Source organism: Ruegeria sp. ANG-R (genome assembly GCF_000813985.1).
Taxonomy (GTDB): Bacteria; Pseudomonadota; Alphaproteobacteria; order Rhodobacterales; family Rhodobacteraceae; genus Ruegeria.
Genome location: NZ_JWLJ01000002.1, coordinates 180,366 through 199,435 on the forward strand (window position 1 = coordinate 180,366; position 19,070 = coordinate 199,435).

At 58.9% G+C, this 19,070-nt stretch carries 17 protein-coding genes; 13 read left to right on the forward strand and 4 right to left on the reverse strand.

The window, feature by feature from the left end; all coding sequences use genetic code 11:
• Positions 1-49 precede the first annotated feature (49 nt).
• The 4 genes from RA27_RS09475 (at position 50) to RA27_RS09490 (ending at position 4,350) form a co-directional block, all read left to right on the forward strand.
• On the forward strand, positions 50-1,465 hold the full coding sequence (locus tag RA27_RS09475) for an aminotransferase class V-fold PLP-dependent enzyme (protein WP_039537656.1): 1,416 nt from the start codon (positions 50-52) through the stop codon (positions 1,463-1,465).
• A 64-nt stretch (positions 1,466-1,529) separates the two neighbouring features.
• Positions 1,530-2,615 (forward strand): histidinol-phosphate transaminase, encoded by a 1,086-nt coding sequence (gene hisC / locus RA27_RS09480; RefSeq protein ID WP_039537658.1) that lies wholly within the window; start codon positions 1,530-1,532, stop codon positions 2,613-2,615.
• Positions 2,612-3,532 carry a prephenate/arogenate dehydrogenase family protein gene (locus RA27_RS09485; RefSeq protein ID WP_039537662.1) on the forward strand — a complete coding sequence of 307 codons (921 nt, stop codon included), beginning with the start codon at positions 2,612-2,614 and terminating at the stop codon, positions 3,530-3,532. The genes hisC and RA27_RS09485 overlap by 4 nt, the downstream gene beginning before the upstream one ends.
• 89 nt (positions 3,533-3,621) lie before the next feature.
• Positions 3,622-4,350 carry an extensin family protein gene (locus tag RA27_RS09490; RefSeq protein ID WP_343294156.1) on the forward strand — a complete coding sequence of 243 codons (729 nt, stop codon included), beginning with the start codon at positions 3,622-3,624 and terminating at the stop codon, positions 4,348-4,350.
• Here the strand turns inward: RA27_RS09490 and RA27_RS09495 are convergent.
• Positions 4,347-5,348, reverse strand: a complete 1,002-nt coding sequence (locus RA27_RS09495) for a DUF2125 domain-containing protein (RefSeq protein ID WP_039537667.1) — start codon at positions 5,346-5,348, stop codon at positions 4,347-4,349. The two genes, RA27_RS09490 and RA27_RS09495, sit on opposite strands and share 4 nt — an antisense overlap.
• 67 nt (positions 5,349-5,415) lie before the next feature.
• Between RA27_RS09495 and RA27_RS09500 the strand changes: the two genes are divergently transcribed.
• From RA27_RS09500 to RA27_RS09510, 3 genes are all read left to right on the forward strand, one after another.
• Positions 5,416-5,946, forward strand: coding sequence for a gamma-glutamylcyclotransferase (locus RA27_RS09500; RefSeq protein ID WP_039537670.1), 531 nt, complete (start codon positions 5,416-5,418; stop codon positions 5,944-5,946).
• A gap of 74 nt (positions 5,947-6,020) precedes the next feature.
• Positions 6,021-7,199: a hypothetical protein gene (locus tag RA27_RS09505; RefSeq protein WP_039537673.1), complete on the forward strand. Its 1,179-nt coding sequence runs from the start codon at positions 6,021-6,023 to the stop codon at positions 7,197-7,199.
• Between the two features lie 3 nt (positions 7,200-7,202).
• Positions 7,203-8,882: a peptidoglycan -binding protein gene (locus tag RA27_RS09510; RefSeq protein ID WP_039537676.1), complete on the forward strand. Its 1,680-nt coding sequence runs from the start codon at positions 7,203-7,205 to the stop codon at positions 8,880-8,882.
• A gap of 3 nt (positions 8,883-8,885) precedes the next feature.
• Here the strand turns inward: RA27_RS09510 and RA27_RS09515 are convergent, their stop codons facing one another.
• The 3 genes from RA27_RS09515 to gloB all read right to left on the reverse strand — a co-directional run bounded on the left by RA27_RS09515 (position 8,886) and on the right by gloB (position 13,111).
• Positions 8,886-9,845 (reverse strand): M23 family metallopeptidase, encoded by a 960-nt coding sequence (locus tag RA27_RS09515; RefSeq protein ID WP_039537679.1) that lies wholly within the window; start codon positions 9,843-9,845, stop codon positions 8,886-8,888.
• Positions 9,845-12,169 (reverse strand): ATP-dependent Clp protease ATP-binding subunit ClpA, encoded by a 2,325-nt coding sequence (gene clpA / locus RA27_RS09520; protein ID WP_039537683.1) that lies wholly within the window; start codon positions 12,167-12,169, stop codon positions 9,845-9,847. Before clpA ends, RA27_RS09515 begins: the two co-directional genes overlap by 1 nt.
• 174 nt (positions 12,170-12,343) lie before the next feature.
• Entirely contained in the window at positions 12,344-13,111 is a 768-nt protein-coding gene (gene gloB, locus RA27_RS09525) for a hydroxyacylglutathione hydrolase (RefSeq protein ID WP_241484038.1), read from the reverse strand.
• 61 nt (positions 13,112-13,172) lie between these two features.
• Here gloB and RA27_RS09530 point away from each other — a divergent pair, with 61 nt between their 5' ends.
• The 6 genes from RA27_RS09530 (at position 13,173) to RA27_RS09555 (ending at position 19,069) form a co-directional block, all read left to right on the forward strand.
• Positions 13,173-13,907 (forward strand): class I SAM-dependent methyltransferase, encoded by a 735-nt coding sequence (locus RA27_RS09530; RefSeq protein ID WP_039537689.1) that lies wholly within the window; start codon positions 13,173-13,175, stop codon positions 13,905-13,907.
• A 303-nt stretch (positions 13,908-14,210) separates the two neighbouring features.
• Positions 14,211-14,771 (forward strand): F0F1 ATP synthase subunit delta, encoded by a 561-nt coding sequence (locus RA27_RS09535; RefSeq protein ID WP_039538165.1) that lies wholly within the window; start codon positions 14,211-14,213, stop codon positions 14,769-14,771.
• Positions 14,772-16,310 (forward strand): F0F1 ATP synthase subunit alpha, encoded by a 1,539-nt coding sequence (gene atpA / locus RA27_RS09540; protein WP_010441761.1) that lies wholly within the window; start codon positions 14,772-14,774, stop codon positions 16,308-16,310. It abuts the gene before it with no gap.
• A gap of 12 nt (positions 16,311-16,322) precedes the next feature.
• Positions 16,323-17,201, forward strand: a complete 879-nt coding sequence (locus tag RA27_RS09545) for a F0F1 ATP synthase subunit gamma (RefSeq protein ID WP_039537694.1) — start codon at positions 16,323-16,325, stop codon at positions 17,199-17,201.
• A gap of 20 nt (positions 17,202-17,221) precedes the next feature.
• The gene (gene atpD, locus RA27_RS09550; protein ID WP_039537698.1) at positions 17,222-18,646 is read left to right on the forward strand and encodes a F0F1 ATP synthase subunit beta; all 1,425 of its coding nucleotides are present in this window, start codon (positions 17,222-17,224) and stop codon (positions 18,644-18,646) included.
• A 12-nt stretch (positions 18,647-18,658) separates the two neighbouring features.
• A complete protein-coding gene (locus RA27_RS09555) occupies positions 18,659-19,069 on the forward strand; it encodes a F0F1 ATP synthase subunit epsilon (protein ID WP_039537701.1) in 411 nt (136 codons plus the stop codon).
• Position 19,070 lies beyond the last annotated feature (1 nt).

A 19,070-nucleotide genomic window follows, 5' to 3' on the forward strand; every position in this document is an offset into this window, starting at 1 on the left:
TCACGGTTTATATCAATCATATTGTATCTAGCAATATGGAGCCCGTGTTATGACCTTGTCCAACTTTCGCGCAGAAATTCAATCTGCTGCTCACGGAAACACTCTGCGTGATGGATTGATCGGTGAGGGGGTGCTCATCCCGGGTCTACACGGGGACGTGCCGCTTGTGTATGCGGATTACGTTGCCTCGGGCCGCGCGTTGCGGCAGGTCGAGGATTTCGTGGCTGCGCAAGTGTTGCCGTTTTATGCCAACAGCCACACCGAAGCCTCCTATTGCGGTTCATACATGACCCGTCTGCGCCGCGAGGCGCGGGCCGAGATCGCCCGCATAGTTGGCGCTGGGGAAGAGGACGCGGTGATCTTCACCGGGTCTGGCGCGACGGCGGGGCTCAACCGGCTGGTTAGTCTGCTGGGAGTGCAAGAGGCTAATCAGCCGGTCGTTTTGATCGGGCCGTATGAGCATCATTCGAACATCCTTCCGTGGCGCGAAAGCAAGGCGCAGGTGATCGAAATCCCCGAAGCTGCTGAGGGCGGGCCCGATATGCAGGCGCTCAGGGCGGCGCTGGTAGGGCACGCGGATTCCGATCTTGTGATTGGGTCATTCTCAGCGGCGTCAAACGTCACCGGTATCATCACCGACCCTGATCCAGTGACGCGGATGCTGAAAGAGCATGGTGCGCTTGCGGTATGGGACTATGCGGGTGGCGGACCTTATTTGCCAATGGATATGGGGCCGGAAGATGCGCGCAAGGATGCGATCGTTGTCTCCCCGCACAAGTTTCCCGGCGGGCCGGGGGCGTCAGGTGTTCTGGTTGTCAACCAATGCCCTGTGAAGCGGACCTGCCCGAGTTGGCCTGGCGGTGGAACTGTCAGTTTTGTTTCGCCATGGCGGCACGACTACAGTGTAGATCTCGCGACACGGGAAGAGGCGGGTACACCGAATGTGATCGGAGATATTCGCGCGGCCCTGGCATTCATCGTCAAGGATGCTGTCGGAACGGATGAAATCGCGCGGCGCGAGGCGCTTTATAACCGCATGGCGCGGGAGGGGTGGTCTGACAATCCGTATCTGACGCTGCTCGGAACTGAAAATTCGCATCGCTTACCGATTTTCTCGTTTCTTGTGCGCGACGGCGAAGGGCATCCCGTCCATCAGCAGCTGTTTACCCGGATGCTCAGCGATATCTATGGTATTCAGGCACGCGGTGGCTGTGCTTGCGCCGGACCTTATGCACACCGTTTGCTGGGGATCGACCGCGAGACGTCGGAAGAGTTGCACGCGGCACTATCAGCGGGTGAAGAAATGAAGAAACCCGGCTGGGTGCGCCTGAACTTCTCGTATCTCATGAGCGAGGAGACGGTTCAGTTCATCATCGACAGCGTCAATGATCTGTCCTGTCGGACCGAGGAATACGCGCCATTCTACGATGCCGATCCTGCGACGGCCCGCTTCAAGGCGGCCTGAGAGAATTGCCGCTTTTCTCAATCCGTTGAGACAGGTATGAGGGGCCAAGCCAACGGAGCCCCTCATGAACCAGATCACCCCACAACCCGGCATCATGGACATCGCGCTTTATCAGGGCGGGCAGTCCCACGTCGCCGGTGTAGCGGATGTCATCAAGCTCAGCTCCAACGAAAACCCTTTTGGGCCAAGTCCCCTGACGATTGAGGCCGTGCGCGAGAGTGCCGCCAATCTGCATCGATACCCCAGCACCGATCACGCCAGCCTGCGTCGCGCGATTGCTGAACGGCACGGGCTGGATACAGACCGTATCGTCTGCGGGGTCGGGAGCGATGAAGTGCTGCAATTCGTGGCGCAGGCTTATGCCGGACTGGGGGATGAGGTCATCTATACCGAACATGGATTTTCCATGTATCCGATCATCGCGCGCATGGCCGGTGCGACCCCTGTCATGGTGGCCGAGCGTGATCGTCGGGTTGACGTGGACAACATCCTCGCCGCAGTCACCGGGCAGACCAGGATTGTCTTTGTGACCAATCCGGGCAACCCGACCTCGACCATGATCTCCGAGGCCGAACTGACCCGGTTGGCCAAAGGTCTGCCCGGTGATTGTCTGCTGGTACTGGATGGCGCCTATGCCGAATTTGTCGACGGTTTCGATGGTGGGGCAGGGTTAGTGGACCAATTCAGCAATGTCATCATGACCCGGACTTTTTCGAAGGTATATGGCCTGGGCGGTATGCGTGTCGGATGGGGCTATGCTGCAAAAGAAATCATCGACGTGCTGAACCGCGTTCGGCAACCATTCAATCTGTCGTTGACGGCGCTGGCAGCCGCAGAAGCTGCCGTGCGGGATGAGGAGTACCTGCGATTCTGCCAGTCGGAAAACGCGCGCCTTCGCGTTTGGTTGTCCGACGAACTGGCGAAGGTTGGCGTCGCATCCGACGCTTCTTGTACCAATTTCATCCTCGCTCGCTTTGCTGACCAATCCGAGGCGGAAGCTTGTGATGAATACCTGAAAACTCAGGGTTTGATCGTCCGACGGGTTGCGGGCTACAACCTGCCAAACGCTCTGCGGATCACCGTGGGCGACGAAAACGCCTGCCACCGCGTGGTTGCAGCCATCACCGCGTTCAAAGGGGGCGCTGCATGAGCCAGATTTACGACCGTGTGGCCCTGATCGGGTTGGGCCTGATTGCCTCGTCCATGTTCTGGGCGATCAAACGCGCCGGGCTTGCGGGCGAAGTGACAGGCTATGCCCGATCCGCAGCGACGCGCGATACGGCGCGCCGTATCGGATTGTGTGATCGGGTTTGCGATACTGTGCAGGAAGCGGTGGAGGGCGCGGATCTGGTGGTCCTTTGCGTTCCCGTTGGTGCGATGGGGGCCGTGGCGCACGAAATGGCACCGGTCCTGAAGCCGGGTGCAACCGTGTCAGATGTCGGTTCGGTCAAGCGTCACGTGATCGAGGCCGTCTCGCCCCATATCCCCGATGATGTTCATTTCATTCCCGCTCACCCGCTGGCCGGGACCGAGCATTCGGGGCCGGAATCCGGTTTTGCCGAGCTGTTTGACAACCGCTGGTGTCTGTTGGTTCCGGTCGATGGCTCTGACCCGGATGCCATCGCCCGTTTGCGTGCGCTGTGGGAGGGAATGGGTTCAAATGTCGATGAAATGGATGCCGATCACCACGATCTCGTATTGGCGGTGACGTCACACGCTCCGCACCTGATCGCGTATACGATGGTCGGCGTTGCGGATGATCTGCGGCGGGTGACGGATACCGAAGTCATCAAGTATTCGGCCGCGGGTTTTCGCGACTTCACCCGGATTGCGGCTTCTGATCCCACGATGTGGCGGGATGTGTTTCTGACCAACAAAGACGCGACGCTGGAAATACTGGGCCGGTTCACGGAAGAATTGTTTGCGCTTCAACGGGCTATCCGCACTGGTGACGGCGAGCAATTGTTCGACTATTTTACGCGCACGCGCGCGATCCGCCGAGGGATTATCGACGCGGGCCAGGACACGGATGCGCCGGACTTTGGACGGGGAAAAACATCGACATGAGAGGGCTCAGGTGCTGCTTTTGGATAGGCTTTGCGGTTGTTATGGCAACGGCGGCAAGCGCGGCGGCGCCTGAATCCTCGCTCGTGCCAATGACACGGCCGGGAAACACCGAGCCGGTCTCGGTGATGGTTAGTCCGAAGATACGCCCCGTCGTGCGGCCCGCGTCACCGCAAGTGACGGCTGCTGCAGCCCGACCGACCGAATTGTCGTTTCTGGGGCCTGAGAATTCGATCAGACCGTTTTTGCGCCCTGAAGAACTGGAGCGGCAGATCTTTTTCAAGAAACGCAAGCTGCGTAAAACATCGGTTTGTGGAGACATCGCCATTCAGGGCAAAGCTGTCGGGCGTGTGAAAGGCAAGATCAAAGCCTGTGGGGTCAAGGACGCAGTGCAAATCACTTCGGTATCGGGTGTCAAACTCAGCCGTCCTTCGACCATGGATTGCGGCACCGCGCAGGCGCTCAACAAATGGGTCGATAAAACTGTCAAGCCCACGTTCAAGCGGCGTGGCCCGGTGGTCGAACTGCAGGTTGCCGCACATTACGCATGTCGCACGCGGAACAATCGCAAAGGCGCGCGGATATCAGAGCATGGCAAGGGCCGCGCCATCGACATTTCTGGCTTCAAGATGGCCGATGGTGAGGTGGTGACGGTTCTGAATGGCTGGCGCAAAAACCCGTCGAAGAAGCAGCTGACCAAGGTCTGGCGCGGCGCGTGCGGGCCTTTTGGCACGGTGCTGGGGCCGAACTCAGATCGGTATCATCGGGACCATTTCCATCTGGACACAGCGCGCTATCGCAGTGGAGCGTATTGCCGCTAGCGCAGCACCAATCGCGGCGCAGGCCCAAGCGGCAATGGTCCCAAGGCGACAAAGCCATCGCGAAAATTCAGTTGTAGATCCAGTGCGTTCGGATTGCCGCCCAAACCGGCCATGAACCCCAACGCGCGGGTCACAGGATCGACCGCCTGATCGGGCAGCGCTCCTGCGGCGTTTGCCATGGCGATCATGTCGCGCCAGTTTTCAGCTTTCATCGAGATTTCACCCGTCGGGATGCCCTGTTCGTCAACATCCAGCGAGCCGGTGGCGAACAGACGCAGCTCACCCCATTTCACTTCAGCCAAACGCAGATCAATCGCGACAGGCTGAGGGCGGCGCTGTTCCAACGCGGTACGATCCCACGGTTTGTCGAAAGTGACGAACATGTTCATTTCCAGCGTCTCGAACGATTGCGGCAGGGTCGACGCCGAGCGCATCAGGCGCCGCAGGTCGTCTCCGGGTGTAAAGCCATCGATCTTCGCTGCAATACCGTAGCTGTCGGGCGCACCGGACTGCTCCATCACCATGCTCAACGTCTGGCCCCCGGCCTGCGGGTCGCCTTCGGTGGTCAACAACCATCGCTTGGACGTCAGCGCCATTTTCTCAAGCACCAAGGCGACGCCGGGTTGCAGGTGCAGTTCGGCCTGCAATTCTTCCGCCTGAACCGTCGTGGTCTGGTCGAAGTAAGACAGACGCTGCGGCGTGCTGGCAAAGCGCAGCATCTGGCGACCGGGCCAGATCGCGGGGCTTTGGAATTCGATCCAGTCCGCGCTCCACGCGGTTCCATTCACCGGATCGGCCAGAGCCGGGTTGTTCAGGCGCGTGGTGTGCTGAAACGGATACCCGGCTGTTGTTGCATCCGAGAAATCAGCCTGCCAGCCCAGTTCCTGCTGCCGGTCGAACCAGCCGGTCAGAGCGTTTCGCAGCCCGTACCCGGCGACAAACCAGTAGGCGCTCCACGCAAGGGCGACAAATACAAAAACGCGTATCAGACGGCGCATGATGAATGGCCCTTTTTCCTGCCTCGGATTTGATGTTTATAGGGCCAAACGGGCAAGGACCAGTACAATGACGATGTGGGTTTTCGGTTATGGATCGCTGCTGTGGAATCCGGGCTTTCCTGTGGCTCGTAGCGAACGCGCCACGCTGCATGGATATGCGCGGTCGTTCTGTATGCGCTCAATCCATCATCGCGGCACCGAGGAAGACCCCGGCCTCGTTCTGGCGCTGGACGAGCAGCCAGACGCGCGCTGCACTGGATTGGCTTTGGCCGTCGAGGCCGGGCACGAAGAGCGCACGCTGGCCGAACTGCGTGAACGCGAACTGATTTCATCAGCCTATCTGGAGCGGATGCTGGATGTACATCTGGACTGTGGGCAGATTGTGAACGCGGTGACCTACGTCATCGATGCGCATCACGTTCAGTATTGCGGCGGCCTGCCTTTGGAAGAACAGGCCCGGATCATCGCTCATGCGGTCGGCGGACGTGGACCGAATACCGAGTACCTCTACAATACAGCCTCGCATCTCACCGAGATCGGGCTGCACGATCCCGATCTTGAGTGGTTGTCGCAACGGGTGCGGACAATCAGCGCATAAACTCTTGGCGTCATAGGGCGAACTTCGATAGGTTCAGCCCAGAAGAAGAGCAGACAATACCGGGAGCCACGCGCATGGCGCAGGCACAACAGGGCGTGAGACCGCATTTCTCACAACCGATCCGCCAAATCTTGATGATGCTGATCGCAATAGGGCTGTCGGGGCTTGGCGTGTTCATGGCGCTGCCATACGTGCTGCCGGTCATTCAGGCCAACTTGTATCTTAACGGTTTCATCTTGCTGGTCTTTGTGATCGGTGTGGCCGCGTGTTTCCTTCAGGTCACCCAGCTGATCGGATCGGTTCGCTGGATCGAAGCCTTTGCAGGCGGGGTCGAGCGTGACGATGTGCGCCCGCCGCAATTGCTTGCCCCGCTTGCTTCGCTGCTGCGCGAACGCGGCGCGCGGTCGCAGATCAGTTCCAGTTCCACCCGGTCAATTCTCGATTCCGTTGCCGAACGGGTCGAGGAAGAGCGTGAAATCACACGCTATATCACCAATGTTCTGATCTACCTTGGTCTTCTGGGGACGTTCTTTGGTCTTGCGACAACCGTTCCGGCCATCGTTGACACGATACGCAGCCTGAATCCGCAGGAGGGCGAGGAAGGTTTGGCCGTCTTCAACCGGTTGATGACGGGGCTGGAATCGCAGCTGCAGGGTATGGGTGTGGCCTTTGGTTCGTCTCTGCTGGGCTTGGCCGGGTCACTGATCGTTGGCTTGCTGGAGCTGTTTGCCGGTCACGGTCAGAATCGGTTCTATCGAGAGCTGGAGGAGTGGTTGTCCTCGATCACCCGTGTCGGCTTTGCCGCTGGTGACGAAGGTGGCGCGGAACTGGCGGTGCTGACGCCGGTACTGGACGCGATGTCAGAGCAGATGGATGCGCTGCAGGATATGTTCTCGGCGCAGGAGGTCGACCGGGCCGACGTCTCAACCAAACTGGGCCAACTGGTCGACGCGATCAGTGAAATGAACCAGCGGCAGGCTCAGACCGAAGGCGTTACCGCTGCACTGGAACGCGTGGCGCTTGGGCAGGATGCGCTGCTGGATCACATGCGTGAACATGGGGCGGGCGAGGGGATCGATGCCGAAAGCCGGATGCGCCTGCGGTCGATGGATGTGCAATTGCTGCGCATTCTCGAAGAAATCTCTGCTGGTCGACAAGACAGCATGAACGAATTGCGCAAGGATTTCGAACTTCTGGTCAAGGCGCTGACCCTGCCACGCGGCGCGGTACGCACCCCCCCGGAAGGAGAGTAACGAATGGCTCTCTCCCGCCGCACAGGTCAACGGTTCTCGGGCTCGGTCTGGCCCGGATTCGTGGATGCGATGACGGGATTGCTGATGGTGCTGACCTTTGTGCTGACCATCTTCATGGTCATACAGTTTGTGCTGCGCGAAACCATCTCGGGGCAAGAAGATGAACTGACGGCGCTATCCGACGAAATCGCTGCTCTGGCCGGAGCACTGGGTCTGGAAGAGCGCGAGAACAGTCGTCTTCAAGCGCGTCTTGGAACGTTGAACGCGACCCTGAACCGGGTCGAGGATGATCTGACGCAGGCGCAAGACCGCATTACCGATTTTGAAGCGCAGGTCGCTGCGCTGCTGGCGGATCAGGAACGCGCACAGGGTGATATCGCAGCGCTGGAGACACAGCGCGATGAGTTGCTGGGCGAACAAGAGGCTTTGAATCTGGCACTTGCCCAAAGCCGGCAGGAAATCGACGCTCAGACCGAAGCTGCTCGCCTGGCCGCAGCGCGGAGAGAAGCGCTTGAGGCGCTTGTGGCTGACCTTGAAACTGACAAGGATGCGCAGGCGGCTCAGATCACTGAATTGGAACAGCAACTGACCGAGGAAGAGGCGGCACGCCTTGCTGAAGCCGCTGCAGCCGAAGCCCTGCGGGATCGTCTTGAGGATGCGGATGCAGAACTGACCGCAATGACGTTGGCGCTGGACGCTCAGCGCAAAGAGGCAGAAGAGACACTGACCTTGCTGGCCGCCGCGCAGGCTGCAAAAGCAGAGTTGGAACGTCAGTTCGGTGAGATAAACGCAGAAGAACTGAAGGCGCAGCTACAGGCCGCGCTGGAGGCGCAAACGCAAACTCAGGCCAACGCGGACGAACAAAGATCACTGGCCGAGGAGCGCGCGGCGCTGCTGGCGATAGCTCGCGACGCGCTTGCATCCGAGAAAGAAATCTCCACCGAGGCGCAACGCCAAACAGCGCTGTTAAATCAACAGATGGCGGCATTGCGCAGTCAGTTGGGATCGTTGCAGGCATTGTTGGATGATTATGAAGAACGCAATGAAGCAGCTGAAATCCAGATACAGACGCTCGGTCAGGACCTGAATGCGGCCTTGGCGCGCGCGGCCTCGGAAGAACGGCGCCGCCGACTTCTGGAGGAAGCTGAACGCATCAGGCTGGAGGCCGAGGCCGAAAAACTGGCGGGCCAAAATCAGGAACTGACCGCGCAGGCAGAGGATCTGCAGCGCTATCGCTCGGAGTTCTTCGGGCGGCTGCGGGATGTGCTTGGTGATCAGGAAGGCGTGCGCATCGAAGGCGACCGTTTCGTCTTTTCCTCTGAAGTTCTGTTTGCGACCGGATCGGCGAATCTGTCTGCCGAAGGCCGTCAGGAGGTGGCGAAGGTTGCCGATATCCTGCGAAGTGTTGCCGCAGAGATTCCCGAGGGTTTGAACTGGGTCATCCGGGTCGATGGGCACACCGACAATGTTCCACTTGCAGGCAGCGGACGGTATCGCGACAACTGGGAACTCAGCCAGGGCCGCGCCTTGTCGGTGGTCCGCTACATGGTCGATGCGCTGGGCATTCCGCCGGACCGGCTGGCCGCGAACGGGTTCGGAGAGTTCCAGCCCGTCAATCCCGAGGACACACCCGAGGCGCGCGCTCAGAACCGCCGGATCGAGTTGAAACTGACAGAGCGATAACGCTCAACGTACGGTTACAGACGTCGCCTTTTTGCTTATTGCCGTTCCCTCGCGGATCAACGTTACCACGCCGCGATACTCACCGGCTTCCCAACGTGTATCCGACAATCGCCTCCCGGTCGCACGGTAGAGTTGTGCCTGCGTTTTATCCAGTACCATGTCTTCCGAGAGAAATTCACCATCAGGCCCGAATATTTCAAGCCGAATAACGTCTCCGGCGCGGCCGCCAAAGGCATGGCCGTATAAAACAATCGCGCCGGCGGATGTGGGCAGTTTGGTTTCAGCTGCGGTTCCGGCCAATACCGCCTCGTATGACGGAATGCCTTGTGAGAAACCAACCGAAAGAAGACCGCTTGAAACGTATTCCAGAGGTGTCGCCCAAAGAGAGGCATCCGAATCTTCGCAACCGTTGCCGCCGTTCGGAACGAATGGATCGACGGGAAGGCCATTCTTGCGTACCGAGAGGTGAAGATGTGGAAACTGGGTCTTTCCACTTAATCCTATCTTGCCCAGAACCGAGCCGGTTTCCACCAGATCATCAGGTGCAACCGCAACCGATCCACGCAGCAAGTGACAATATTGGGTTTCCCAACCATCATCATGTTCAATTACGACCCCGTTGCCACACTCGCGGTTTTCAACATCGTTAGCGGCGTTCGGGTCGAATTTCTTATCAAGCATACCATCCCGAACGGCGCGTACTTTGCCGGGCGCTGCTGCCAGAACATCCACACCATTCTTCATGTTCGCGAGCGTTGGAAGGCCAAAATCAGTGCCTGTATGACCGTCATAGGTCAGTGACCCGCAACGGAAATCGCGGAACTTTCCGGTTGGAGTGTGATCGAAATAGTTTTGGATATGGCAGGTTTTGCCCAGTTGGCAGTCTACCGGTATTTCCAGGCGAATTTCGCTCGCCACCGGAGAGGCGGCGAGCAGGATCACCACAGGAAAAGCTGATCGCATTAATCTGCGGTTAGCAATGGCGGCTTGTCACCGGGTATACGCGGCTGATCGGGACCCAGGATTTCCAGGCTCAGTTCACCTTTCTTGACCGAGACACGAACCACACCGCCCTTGGCCAGCTTGCCGAACAGCAGTTCCTCGGCCAGCGGTTTCTTGATGTGTTCCTGAATGACACGGCCCAGAGGACGCGCACCCATCTTGTCATCATAGCCTTTGTCGGCCAGCCATTCGGCGGCTCTGGGTGTCAGATCAATGGTCACACCACGATCCAACAACTGAGCTTCAAGCTGCAGCACGAATTTCTCGACGACCTGCAAAATGACCTCTTTCGGTAGCGGCGCGAACGAGATCACGGCGTCCAGACGGTTGCGGAATTCCGGCGTGAACATGCGCTCGATGGCGGCGGTGTCTTCGCCTTCGCGCCGGTCACGGGCAAAGCCGATCGCGGCCTTCGCCTGCTCCTGAGCGCCCGCATTCGAAGTCATGATCAGGACCACATTGCGGAAGTTTACGGTGCGACCATTGTGGTCAGTCAGTTCGCCGTGATCCATCACCTGCAACAGGATATTGAAAACGTCCGGATGCGCTTTTTCGATCTCATCCAACAGCAATACGCAGTGAGGATGCTGATCAACACCGTCGGTCAGCAGACCGCCCTGATCGAACCCGACATACCCCGGAGGCGCACCGATCAGACGGCTGACCGCGTGTTTCTCCATGTATTCCGACATGTCGAAGCGCAGCAGTTCGACACCCAGAGTATCGGCAAGCTGTTTCGCCACCTCAGTTTTACCCACACCGGTCGGACCGGCAAACAAGTAGTTTCCGATGGGCTTTTCGGGCTCACGCAGACCGGCGCGGGCCAGTTTGATGGCGCTGGATAGGGCCTCAATCGCTTCATCCTGACCGAACACCACGCGTTTCAGCGAGGTTTCGAGATCTTTCAGAACTTCGGCATCGTCCTTGGTGACGTTCTTGGGCGGAATACGCGCGATCTTGGCAACCACCGCCTCAATCTCTTTGACGCCGATGGTCTTGCGACGCTTGCTTTCGGCCAGCAGATGCTGTGCCGCCCCGGCCTCATCGATCACGTCGATGGCCTTGTCGGGCAGTTTGCGGTCGTTGATATAGCGGGCCGACAGCTCGACCGCCGTCTTGATCGCATCGGCGGTATATTTGATCGAGTGATGCTCTTCGAAATAAGGTTTCAGGCCGCGCAGGATTTTCACGCTATCCTCGACCGAAGGCTCGTTCACGTCGATTTTCTGGAATCGGCGGCTGAGCGCGCGGTCTTTTTCGAAATGCTGACGGAACTCCTTGTAAGTGGTCGAGCCCATGGTGCGCAGTTTGCCCCCCTGAAGCGCCGGCTTCAGTAGGTTTGACGCATCCATCGCGCCACCTGAGGTCGCACCGGCACCGATCACGGTGTGAATTTCGTCGATGAAGAGAACCGCATCCGGGTGCTCTTCCAATTCGGTCACGACCGCTTTCAGCCGCTCCTCGAAGTCACCGCGATAGCGGGTTCCTGCGAGCAGGGCACCCATATCCAGTGAATAGATCGTGGTTTCCGATAGAACGTCCGGGGCCTCGCCGGCTACGATCTTATGTGCCAGACCTTCGGCGATGGCGGTTTTGCCGACGCCGGGATCACCCACCAGCAGCGGGTTGTTCTTGCGCCGACGGCACAGCACCTGAATGCAGCGCTCAACCTCGTCCGAGCGCCCGATCAGTGGATCGACATCCCCGGCACGGGACTTGGCGTTCAGATCAATGCAGTACTTGCCAAGCGCGCTTTCCTTCGGATCGGCATCATTGGCGACGGGCTGAGCCTCATCTTCGGCTTCATCGGCGCCAGTTACCGGGCGATTCTCACCATAAGCGGGGTCTTTGGCTACGCCATGAGCTATGAAGTTCACCGCGTCATAGCGTGTCATGTCCTGTTCTTGCAGGAAATACGCTGCATTGCTTTCGCGCTCAGCGAATATGGCGACCAGTACATTCGCCCCGGTCACCTCGGTCCGGCCCGAGCTTTGCACATGGATGGCGGCACGCTGAATGACGCGCTGGAAGGCGGCCGTTGGTACTGCTTCGGAGCCGTCGATGTCGGTGACCAGATTTGACAGGTCCTCGTCTATGAACTCGACCAGTGTGCTGCGCAATTCATCCAGATCAACGCTGCACGCTTTCATGACGCGTACCGCATCGGGTTCTTCCAGCAGCGCCAGCAGCAGATGCTCTAGCGTTGCGAATTCATGTCGCCGTTCATTCGCCGCCGCAAGGGCCGCGTGGATGGCTTGTTCCAGTGTGCTCGAGAATGAAGGCACGCGGGTGCTCCTCTATATTGGGCCGGAAGGGGGTCGAGTATCGGCCGGATCCCCATCCCAACCATGTCCTCATACTATTAGAGTTTGGTTGATAGCGCCCCGGCTTCAAGGGTTTTCTTTCACTTGACAGTCACATTTGTTGTGACCGTGGCCGTGAAGAGCGGCAAATAGGCACTAAAACTGGTCTTTTCTAGATCGGATCTCGGCAAAAACTGAGGCGGGATCGCCGTTCTCCATGCCCAGATGCGCCTGAATCGCGGGATCGGTGGCCCGCAGGAACGGGTTTGTTGCCTTTTCCAACGCCAGAATGGAAGGCACAGTAGGCTCTCCGGCTGCGCGGGCGCGGTTAATATCAGCCACGCGATCCTGCAGGGCAGGGTTGTCGGGGTCGATTGTCAGGGCGAATTTTGCATTCGATTGGGTATATTCGTGACCTGAGCATACAATTGTTTCATCCGGAAGGGCCGCCAGTTTGCTCAGCGACGCCCACATTTGCGCAGGCTCCCCCTCGAACAGCCGCCCACATCCCAACGCCATAAGGCTGTCTGCGGTAAACACAACGCCCGTCTGTGGCATATAGAATGCAATATGCCCGATAGTGTGGCCTGGCACATCCATAACCTCGACGGGTTCGCCGCCGATATAAAAGGTGTCGCCCTCGACCACGGCCTGATCGAGTTTTGGCAATCGGTGTTCATCCGCTTTTGCGCCGATCACGCGCGCGGGCTGCTTGTCCAGGATGGCGGGCAGACCATCCACATGATCCCAATGATGATGGGTCAGCAGGATGTGACTCAGCTGCCAGCCACGCGTCTCCAGTTCGGCCAGAATTGGGGCCGCCTCGGGGGCGTCGACCAGTGCGGTCTCGCCGCTGACCGGGTCATGAGCGAGAAAGGCGTAATTATCGCTGAGGCAAGGGACGGTAACGATCTCAAGAGGCATGGCCTTTTGCCCTTTCATTGCTAGACTGCGCCAAGCTAAGCCGATTGACCGGGTGTCCGCAATGCATCTTGATGTGCAGGATTTGAGGAATTTTTACTATCGCAGCACCCTGGGCCGGGCGGCGCAGGCGGCGATCCGCGGGCGATTGGTTGACCTGTGGCCCGAAGCCAAGGGGCAGACCGTGGTCGGTTTCGGCTTTGCCGTGCCCTTGTTGCGCCCTTATTTAGCGGATGCGCGCCGCGTGATCGGGCTGATGCCGGGCCCTCAGGGTGTGATGCCATGGCCTGCCGGGATGCCCAATGTCTCGGTCCTGACGGAAGAGACTATGTGGCCCATCGAGACCGGCCATGTGGACAAGCTGGTGGTGATGCATGGGCTTGAGACCTCAGGCCGACCCAGCCAGCTGCTCGAGGAATGCTGGCGCGTGCTGGGTCCCGGCGGCCGGGCGCTGTTTGTGGTGCCGAACCGGTCCGGGCTCTGGTCTCGGTCAGACCGAACACCGTTTGGCTTTGGGCGGCCCTATTCAGCCACGCAGCTTGAGAACCAGCTGCGTGCGCATCACTTTGTTCCCGAAAACCATTGCTCGGCTCTTTATCTGCCGCCCTCTTTCCGTCGGTTCTGGTTGAAATCCGGTAGCCTGATCGAGAAAACCGGGCAGCGCATTCCAACTGTCATGGCCGGAGGCGTTCTAATGGTTGAAGTCAGCAAACTCATTCGTCCGCCCAGCGGAAGCGTGACCAAACACACCGCGAAACGCCCGATCAAGGCGTTGGACGGTTTGTTGAAGCCTGCGTGACAATCCGGCGCATTTCGAATGGAAAAAATGCGGGAAAAAAGTCACAGGAATCGCAAAAACCTGCATATTCGTAACATTTTTCAACTGCCGCAACCGGTCCAAAGGGTCGCACTTGCCTTAAGTGTATGAAAAATAAAGATTTGTGGATAAATCTGTTACCGCTATAGCGTATTGCTTGGTTGGAACACCTCTGCTACATCCCCGGTGATTTTGATCCCCGCCCTTTATGGACGGGGTTTCTTCACGCCCCCGGGGTAGCTGCCGCAACGCGAATTCGGGGCCTCAAATATCGGAAGGGTGGACGTGTCCGAACCAGCTTCGATTTCCACAGGCATCGCCGAGCGCTATGCCACCGCGATCTTCGAGATCGCCAAAGAGAATAATGACCTTGCAGGTCTGGAAACCGGAATCAACGATCTGGCAGCAGCTTTGGGTGAAAGCGCCGAATTGCGCGACCTGATCGCTTCGCCTCTGATTTCGCGTGCCGAACAGGAAGGCGCAATCACCGCGGTTGCAGACAAGATGGGCCTGCACGCCATCCTGCGCAACACGCTGGGTCTGATGGCGCAGAAGCGCCGCCTGTTTGTCGTGCCGCAGCTGGTTCAGGTTCTGCGTGACATGCTGGCCGACGAGCGCGGTGAAGTGACCGCCGATGTCGCCTCGGCCAAGGCGCTGACCAAGACTCAAATGGATAAACTGTCCAAAACGCTGTCCGAGCGTGTGGGCAAGACCGTGACAATCAATGCGACCGTGGATGAAAGCCTCATCGGCGGTCTTGTCGTTAAAGTGGGCTCGAAAATGATCGATAGCTCGATCCGTTCGAAGCTGAACTCCCTACAGAATGCAATGAAAGAGGTCGGATAAATGGGAATCCAAGCTGCAGAGATTTCTGCAATCCTGAAGGACCAGATCAAGAATTTTGGTCAGGAAGCCGAAGTGGCCGAGATCGGCCGCGTGCTGAGCGTCGGTGACGGGATTGCCCGTGTATACGGCCTGGACAACGTGCAAGCCGGTGAGATGGTCGAATTCCCCGGTGGCATCATGGGCATGGCGCTGAACCTGGAAAGCGACAACGTCGGTGTCGTTATCTTCGGTTCCGACCGTGACATCAAAGAAGGTGACACTGTTAAGCGCACCAACTCGATCGTGGACGTTCCGATCGGTGACGAACTGCTGGGCCGCGTTGTGGACGGTCTGGGCAATCCGCTGGACGGCAAAGGCCCGATCAATGCTTCCAAGCGAGGCGTTGCAGACGTTAAGGCACCAGGCATCATCCCGCGTAAATCGGTGCACGAGCCGATGGCAACTGGCCTGAAATCGGTTGACGCGATGATCCCGATTGGCCGTGGTCAGCGGGAACTGATCATTGGTGACCGTCAGACCGGTAAAACTGCTGTGGCTCTGGACACCATCCTGAACCAGAAAGTCTATAACGACGCGGCAGGCGACGACGAGTCGAAGAAACTGTACTGCGTTTATGTTGCGGTTGGTCAGAAGCGTTCGACCGTTGCGCAGCTGGTGAAGAAACTGGAAGAGTCCGGCGCGATTGAATACTCGATCGTTGTGGCCGCAACCGCGTCCGATCCGGCACCGATGCAGTTCCTTGCGCCTTACGCCGCGACTGCGATGGCTGAATACTTCCGTGACAACGGCCGCCACGCGCTGATCATCTATGATGACCTGTCGAAACAGGCTGTATCGTATCGTCAGATGTCGCTGCTGCTGCGTCGTCCGCCCGGACGTGAAGCCTATCCTGGCGACGTTTTCTACCTCCATTCGCGTCTGCTGGAGCGTTCGGCGAAGCTGAACGAAGACTTCGGTGCAGGCTCGCTGACGGCTCTGCCGGTTATCGAAACTCAGGGTGGTGACGTTTCGGCGTTTATTCCGACCAACGTGATCTCGATCACCGACGGTCAGATCTTCCTTGAAACCGAACTGTTCTACCAGGGCATCCGTCCTGCTGTGAACACCGGTCTGTCGGTTTCGCGTGTGGGCTCCTCGGCTCAGACCGATGCGATGAAATCGGTTGCTGGTCCGGTTAAGCTGGAACTGGCTCAGTACCGCGAAATGGCTGCGTTTGCGCAGTTCGGTTCGGACCTCGACGCGGCAACTCAGCAGCTGCTGAACCGTGGTGCGCGTCTGACCGAGCTGATGAAACAGCCGCAGTACTCGCCGCTGACCAACGCCGAAATCGTCTGCGTCATCTTCGCAGGCACCAACGGCTACCTCGACAAGATCGACGTATCTGACGTTGGCCGCTATGAGGCTGGCCTGCTGGCGCACCTGCGCGGCAAGCACGCTGACCTGCTGAAGTGGATCACCGACGAAGATCCGAAGATCAAAGGTGACGCAGCAGACAAACTCAAGGCAGCGATCGACGAATACGCCGCGACCTTCGCTTGATAGGGGGTTCCGATGCCTAGTCTGAAGGACCTTAAAAACAGGATCGAGTCGGTCAAATCGACCCGCAAGATCACCAAGGCCATGCAGATGGTCGCGGCAGCAAAACTACGCCGCGCCCAGGAATCTGCCGAAGCCTCGCGCCCTTATGCCGAACGGTTCAATGCCGTGATGGCGGGGCTGGCGGCGTCGGTCGGGGGTAGCGACAGCGCTCCCAAGCTGCTTCGAGGTACGGGCAGCGATGATGTCCATCTGCTGGTTGTGATGACAGCTGAACGCGGCCTGTGCGGCGGCTTCAACGCGAACATCGCCAAGCTCGCCCGCGCCAAAGCGGACGAGCTGCGCGGCAAAGGCAAGACGGTCAAGGTCTTGACCGTTGGTAAAAAGGGTCGCGACGCACTCAAGCGCGACTTTGCCGATCTGTTCGTTGGTCATATCGACCTAAGCGAGGTCAAGCGTCTGGGCTATTCCAATGCGCAAGACATCGCCAAGGATGTCCTGTCTCGTTTCGACGGGGGTGAGTTCGATGTTGCCACGATCTTCTACTCGAAGTTCGTCAATGTTGTGACCCAGATCCCGACGGCACAGCAGGTCATCCCCGCATCGTTCGAAGACGAAGCGACGGGTGACGATAGCGGTGCGGTATTCGACTACGAGCCCAGCGAAGAGGCCATTCTGGCCGACTTGCTGCCCAAGGGGGTTGCGACCGCGATCTTCTCGGCTCTGCTCGAAAACGGAGCGTCTGAACAGGGTGCACGGATGTCCGCAATGGACAACGCGACACGCAACGCGGGTGAGATGATCGACAAGCTGACGATCCAGTTCAACCGCTCGCGTCAGGCCGTGATCACCAACGAGCTGATTGAAATTATTTCCGGCGCCGAAGCGCTGTAGAGACATACCGGAGACGAAACATGGCGAATGCAAAAGGCAAAGTCACACAGATCATCGGGGCCGTCGTCGACGTGCACTTCGAAGATCAGCTGCCTGAAATTCTGAACGCGCTGGAAACCACCAACAACGGCAAGCGCCTGGTGTTGGAAGTTGCTCAGCACCTGGGTGAAAACACCGTCCGCACCATCGCAATGGACGCGACCGAAGGTCTGGTCCGTGGCGAAGCCGTGACCGACACCGGCGCACCGATCTCGGTTCCGGTTGGTAACGCCACCCTGGGCCGCATCCTGAACGTTGTCGGCGAGCCGATCGACGAAAAAGGCCCGGTTGAAGCGACTGAGGCCCGCGCGATCCACCAGCCTGCACCGACCTTCGACGAACAGTCGACCGAGTCTGAAGTTCTGGTAACCGGCATCAAGGTTGTTGACCTGCTGGCCCCCTACGCCAAAGGCGGTAAGATCGGCCTGTTCGGCGGTGCCGGTGTTGGTAAAACCGTTCTGATCATGGAACTGATCAACAACATCGCAAAAGTGCACTCGGGCTTCTCGGTGTTTGCGGGCGTTGGTGAACGGACCCGTGAAGGGAACGACCTGTATCACGAGATGATCGAATCGAACGTGATCAAGCCGGACAACCTGTCGGAATCGCAGGTTGCTCTGGTTTACGGTCAGATGAACGAACCTCCCGGAGCGCGTGCGCGTGTTGCTCTGACCGGTCTGACGCTGGCCGAGCAGTTCCGCGACCAGTCCGGTACCGACGTTCTGTTCTTCGTCGACAACATCTTCCGCTTCACGCAGGCGGGTTCCGAAGTTTCGGCTCTGCTGGGTCGTATTCCTTCGGCCGTGGGCTACCAGCCGACACTGGCCACCGACATGGGCGCCCTGCAGGAACGCATCACCTCGACCAAGTCGGGCTCGATCACCTCGGTGCAGGCGATCTACGTGCCTGCGGACGACCTTACCGACCCCGCGCCGGCAACCTCGTTTGCACACCTCGACGCGACCACCGTTCTTAACCGTGCGATCTCGGAAAAGGGTATCTACCCGGCGGTTGACCCGCTCGACTCGACCTCGCGTCTGCTCGACCCGGCCATCGTTGGTGAAGAGCACTACAAGGTTGCGACCGACGTTCAGCAGATCCTCCAGCGCTACAAGTCGCTGCAGGACATCATCGCCATCCTCGGCATGGACGAACTGTCGGAAGAGGACAAACTGACCGTGGCGCGTGCCCGTAAGATCGAGCGCTTCCTGTCGCAGCCGTTCGACGTGGCCGAAGTCTTCACCGGTTCGCCCGGCGTTCAGGTTCCTCTGGATGTGACCATCGCGTCGTTCAAAGCGGTTGTCGCTGGCGAATACGATCACCTGCCCGAAGCGGCCTTCCTGATGGTTGGCGGCATCGAAGAAGTGATCGCCAAAGCGGAGAAGATGGCCGCAGAAGCCGCCTAAGGAGTATCCCTGATGGCAAACACGATGCAATTCGACCTCGTCAGCCCCGAGCGGAGCCTTGCTTCGCTTGAGGCCACCGCGGTCCAGATCCCCGGCGCGGACGGAGACATGACGGCAATGCCCGATCATGCCCCCACCATCACCACCCTGCGCCCGGGCATCCTGAAGGTCGAGGCACCCGCAGGAGCCAGCGAATACCTGGTCACCGGCGGATTTGCCCAGATCAACGGCGATGGCCTGTCGGTTTTGGCCGAAAAGGCCATTCCGGTTGCCGAGGTGACCCGGTCGCATCTGGATGACCTGATCGCCGATGCCCGCGCCTCTCACGAGGCTGCAAAGGCGGGTGACGATCAGTCGGTCGTTGACGATGCCGCCAAGCTGCTGGCCGATATGGAAGCCCTTGGAACGCATATGAGCCTGTAAG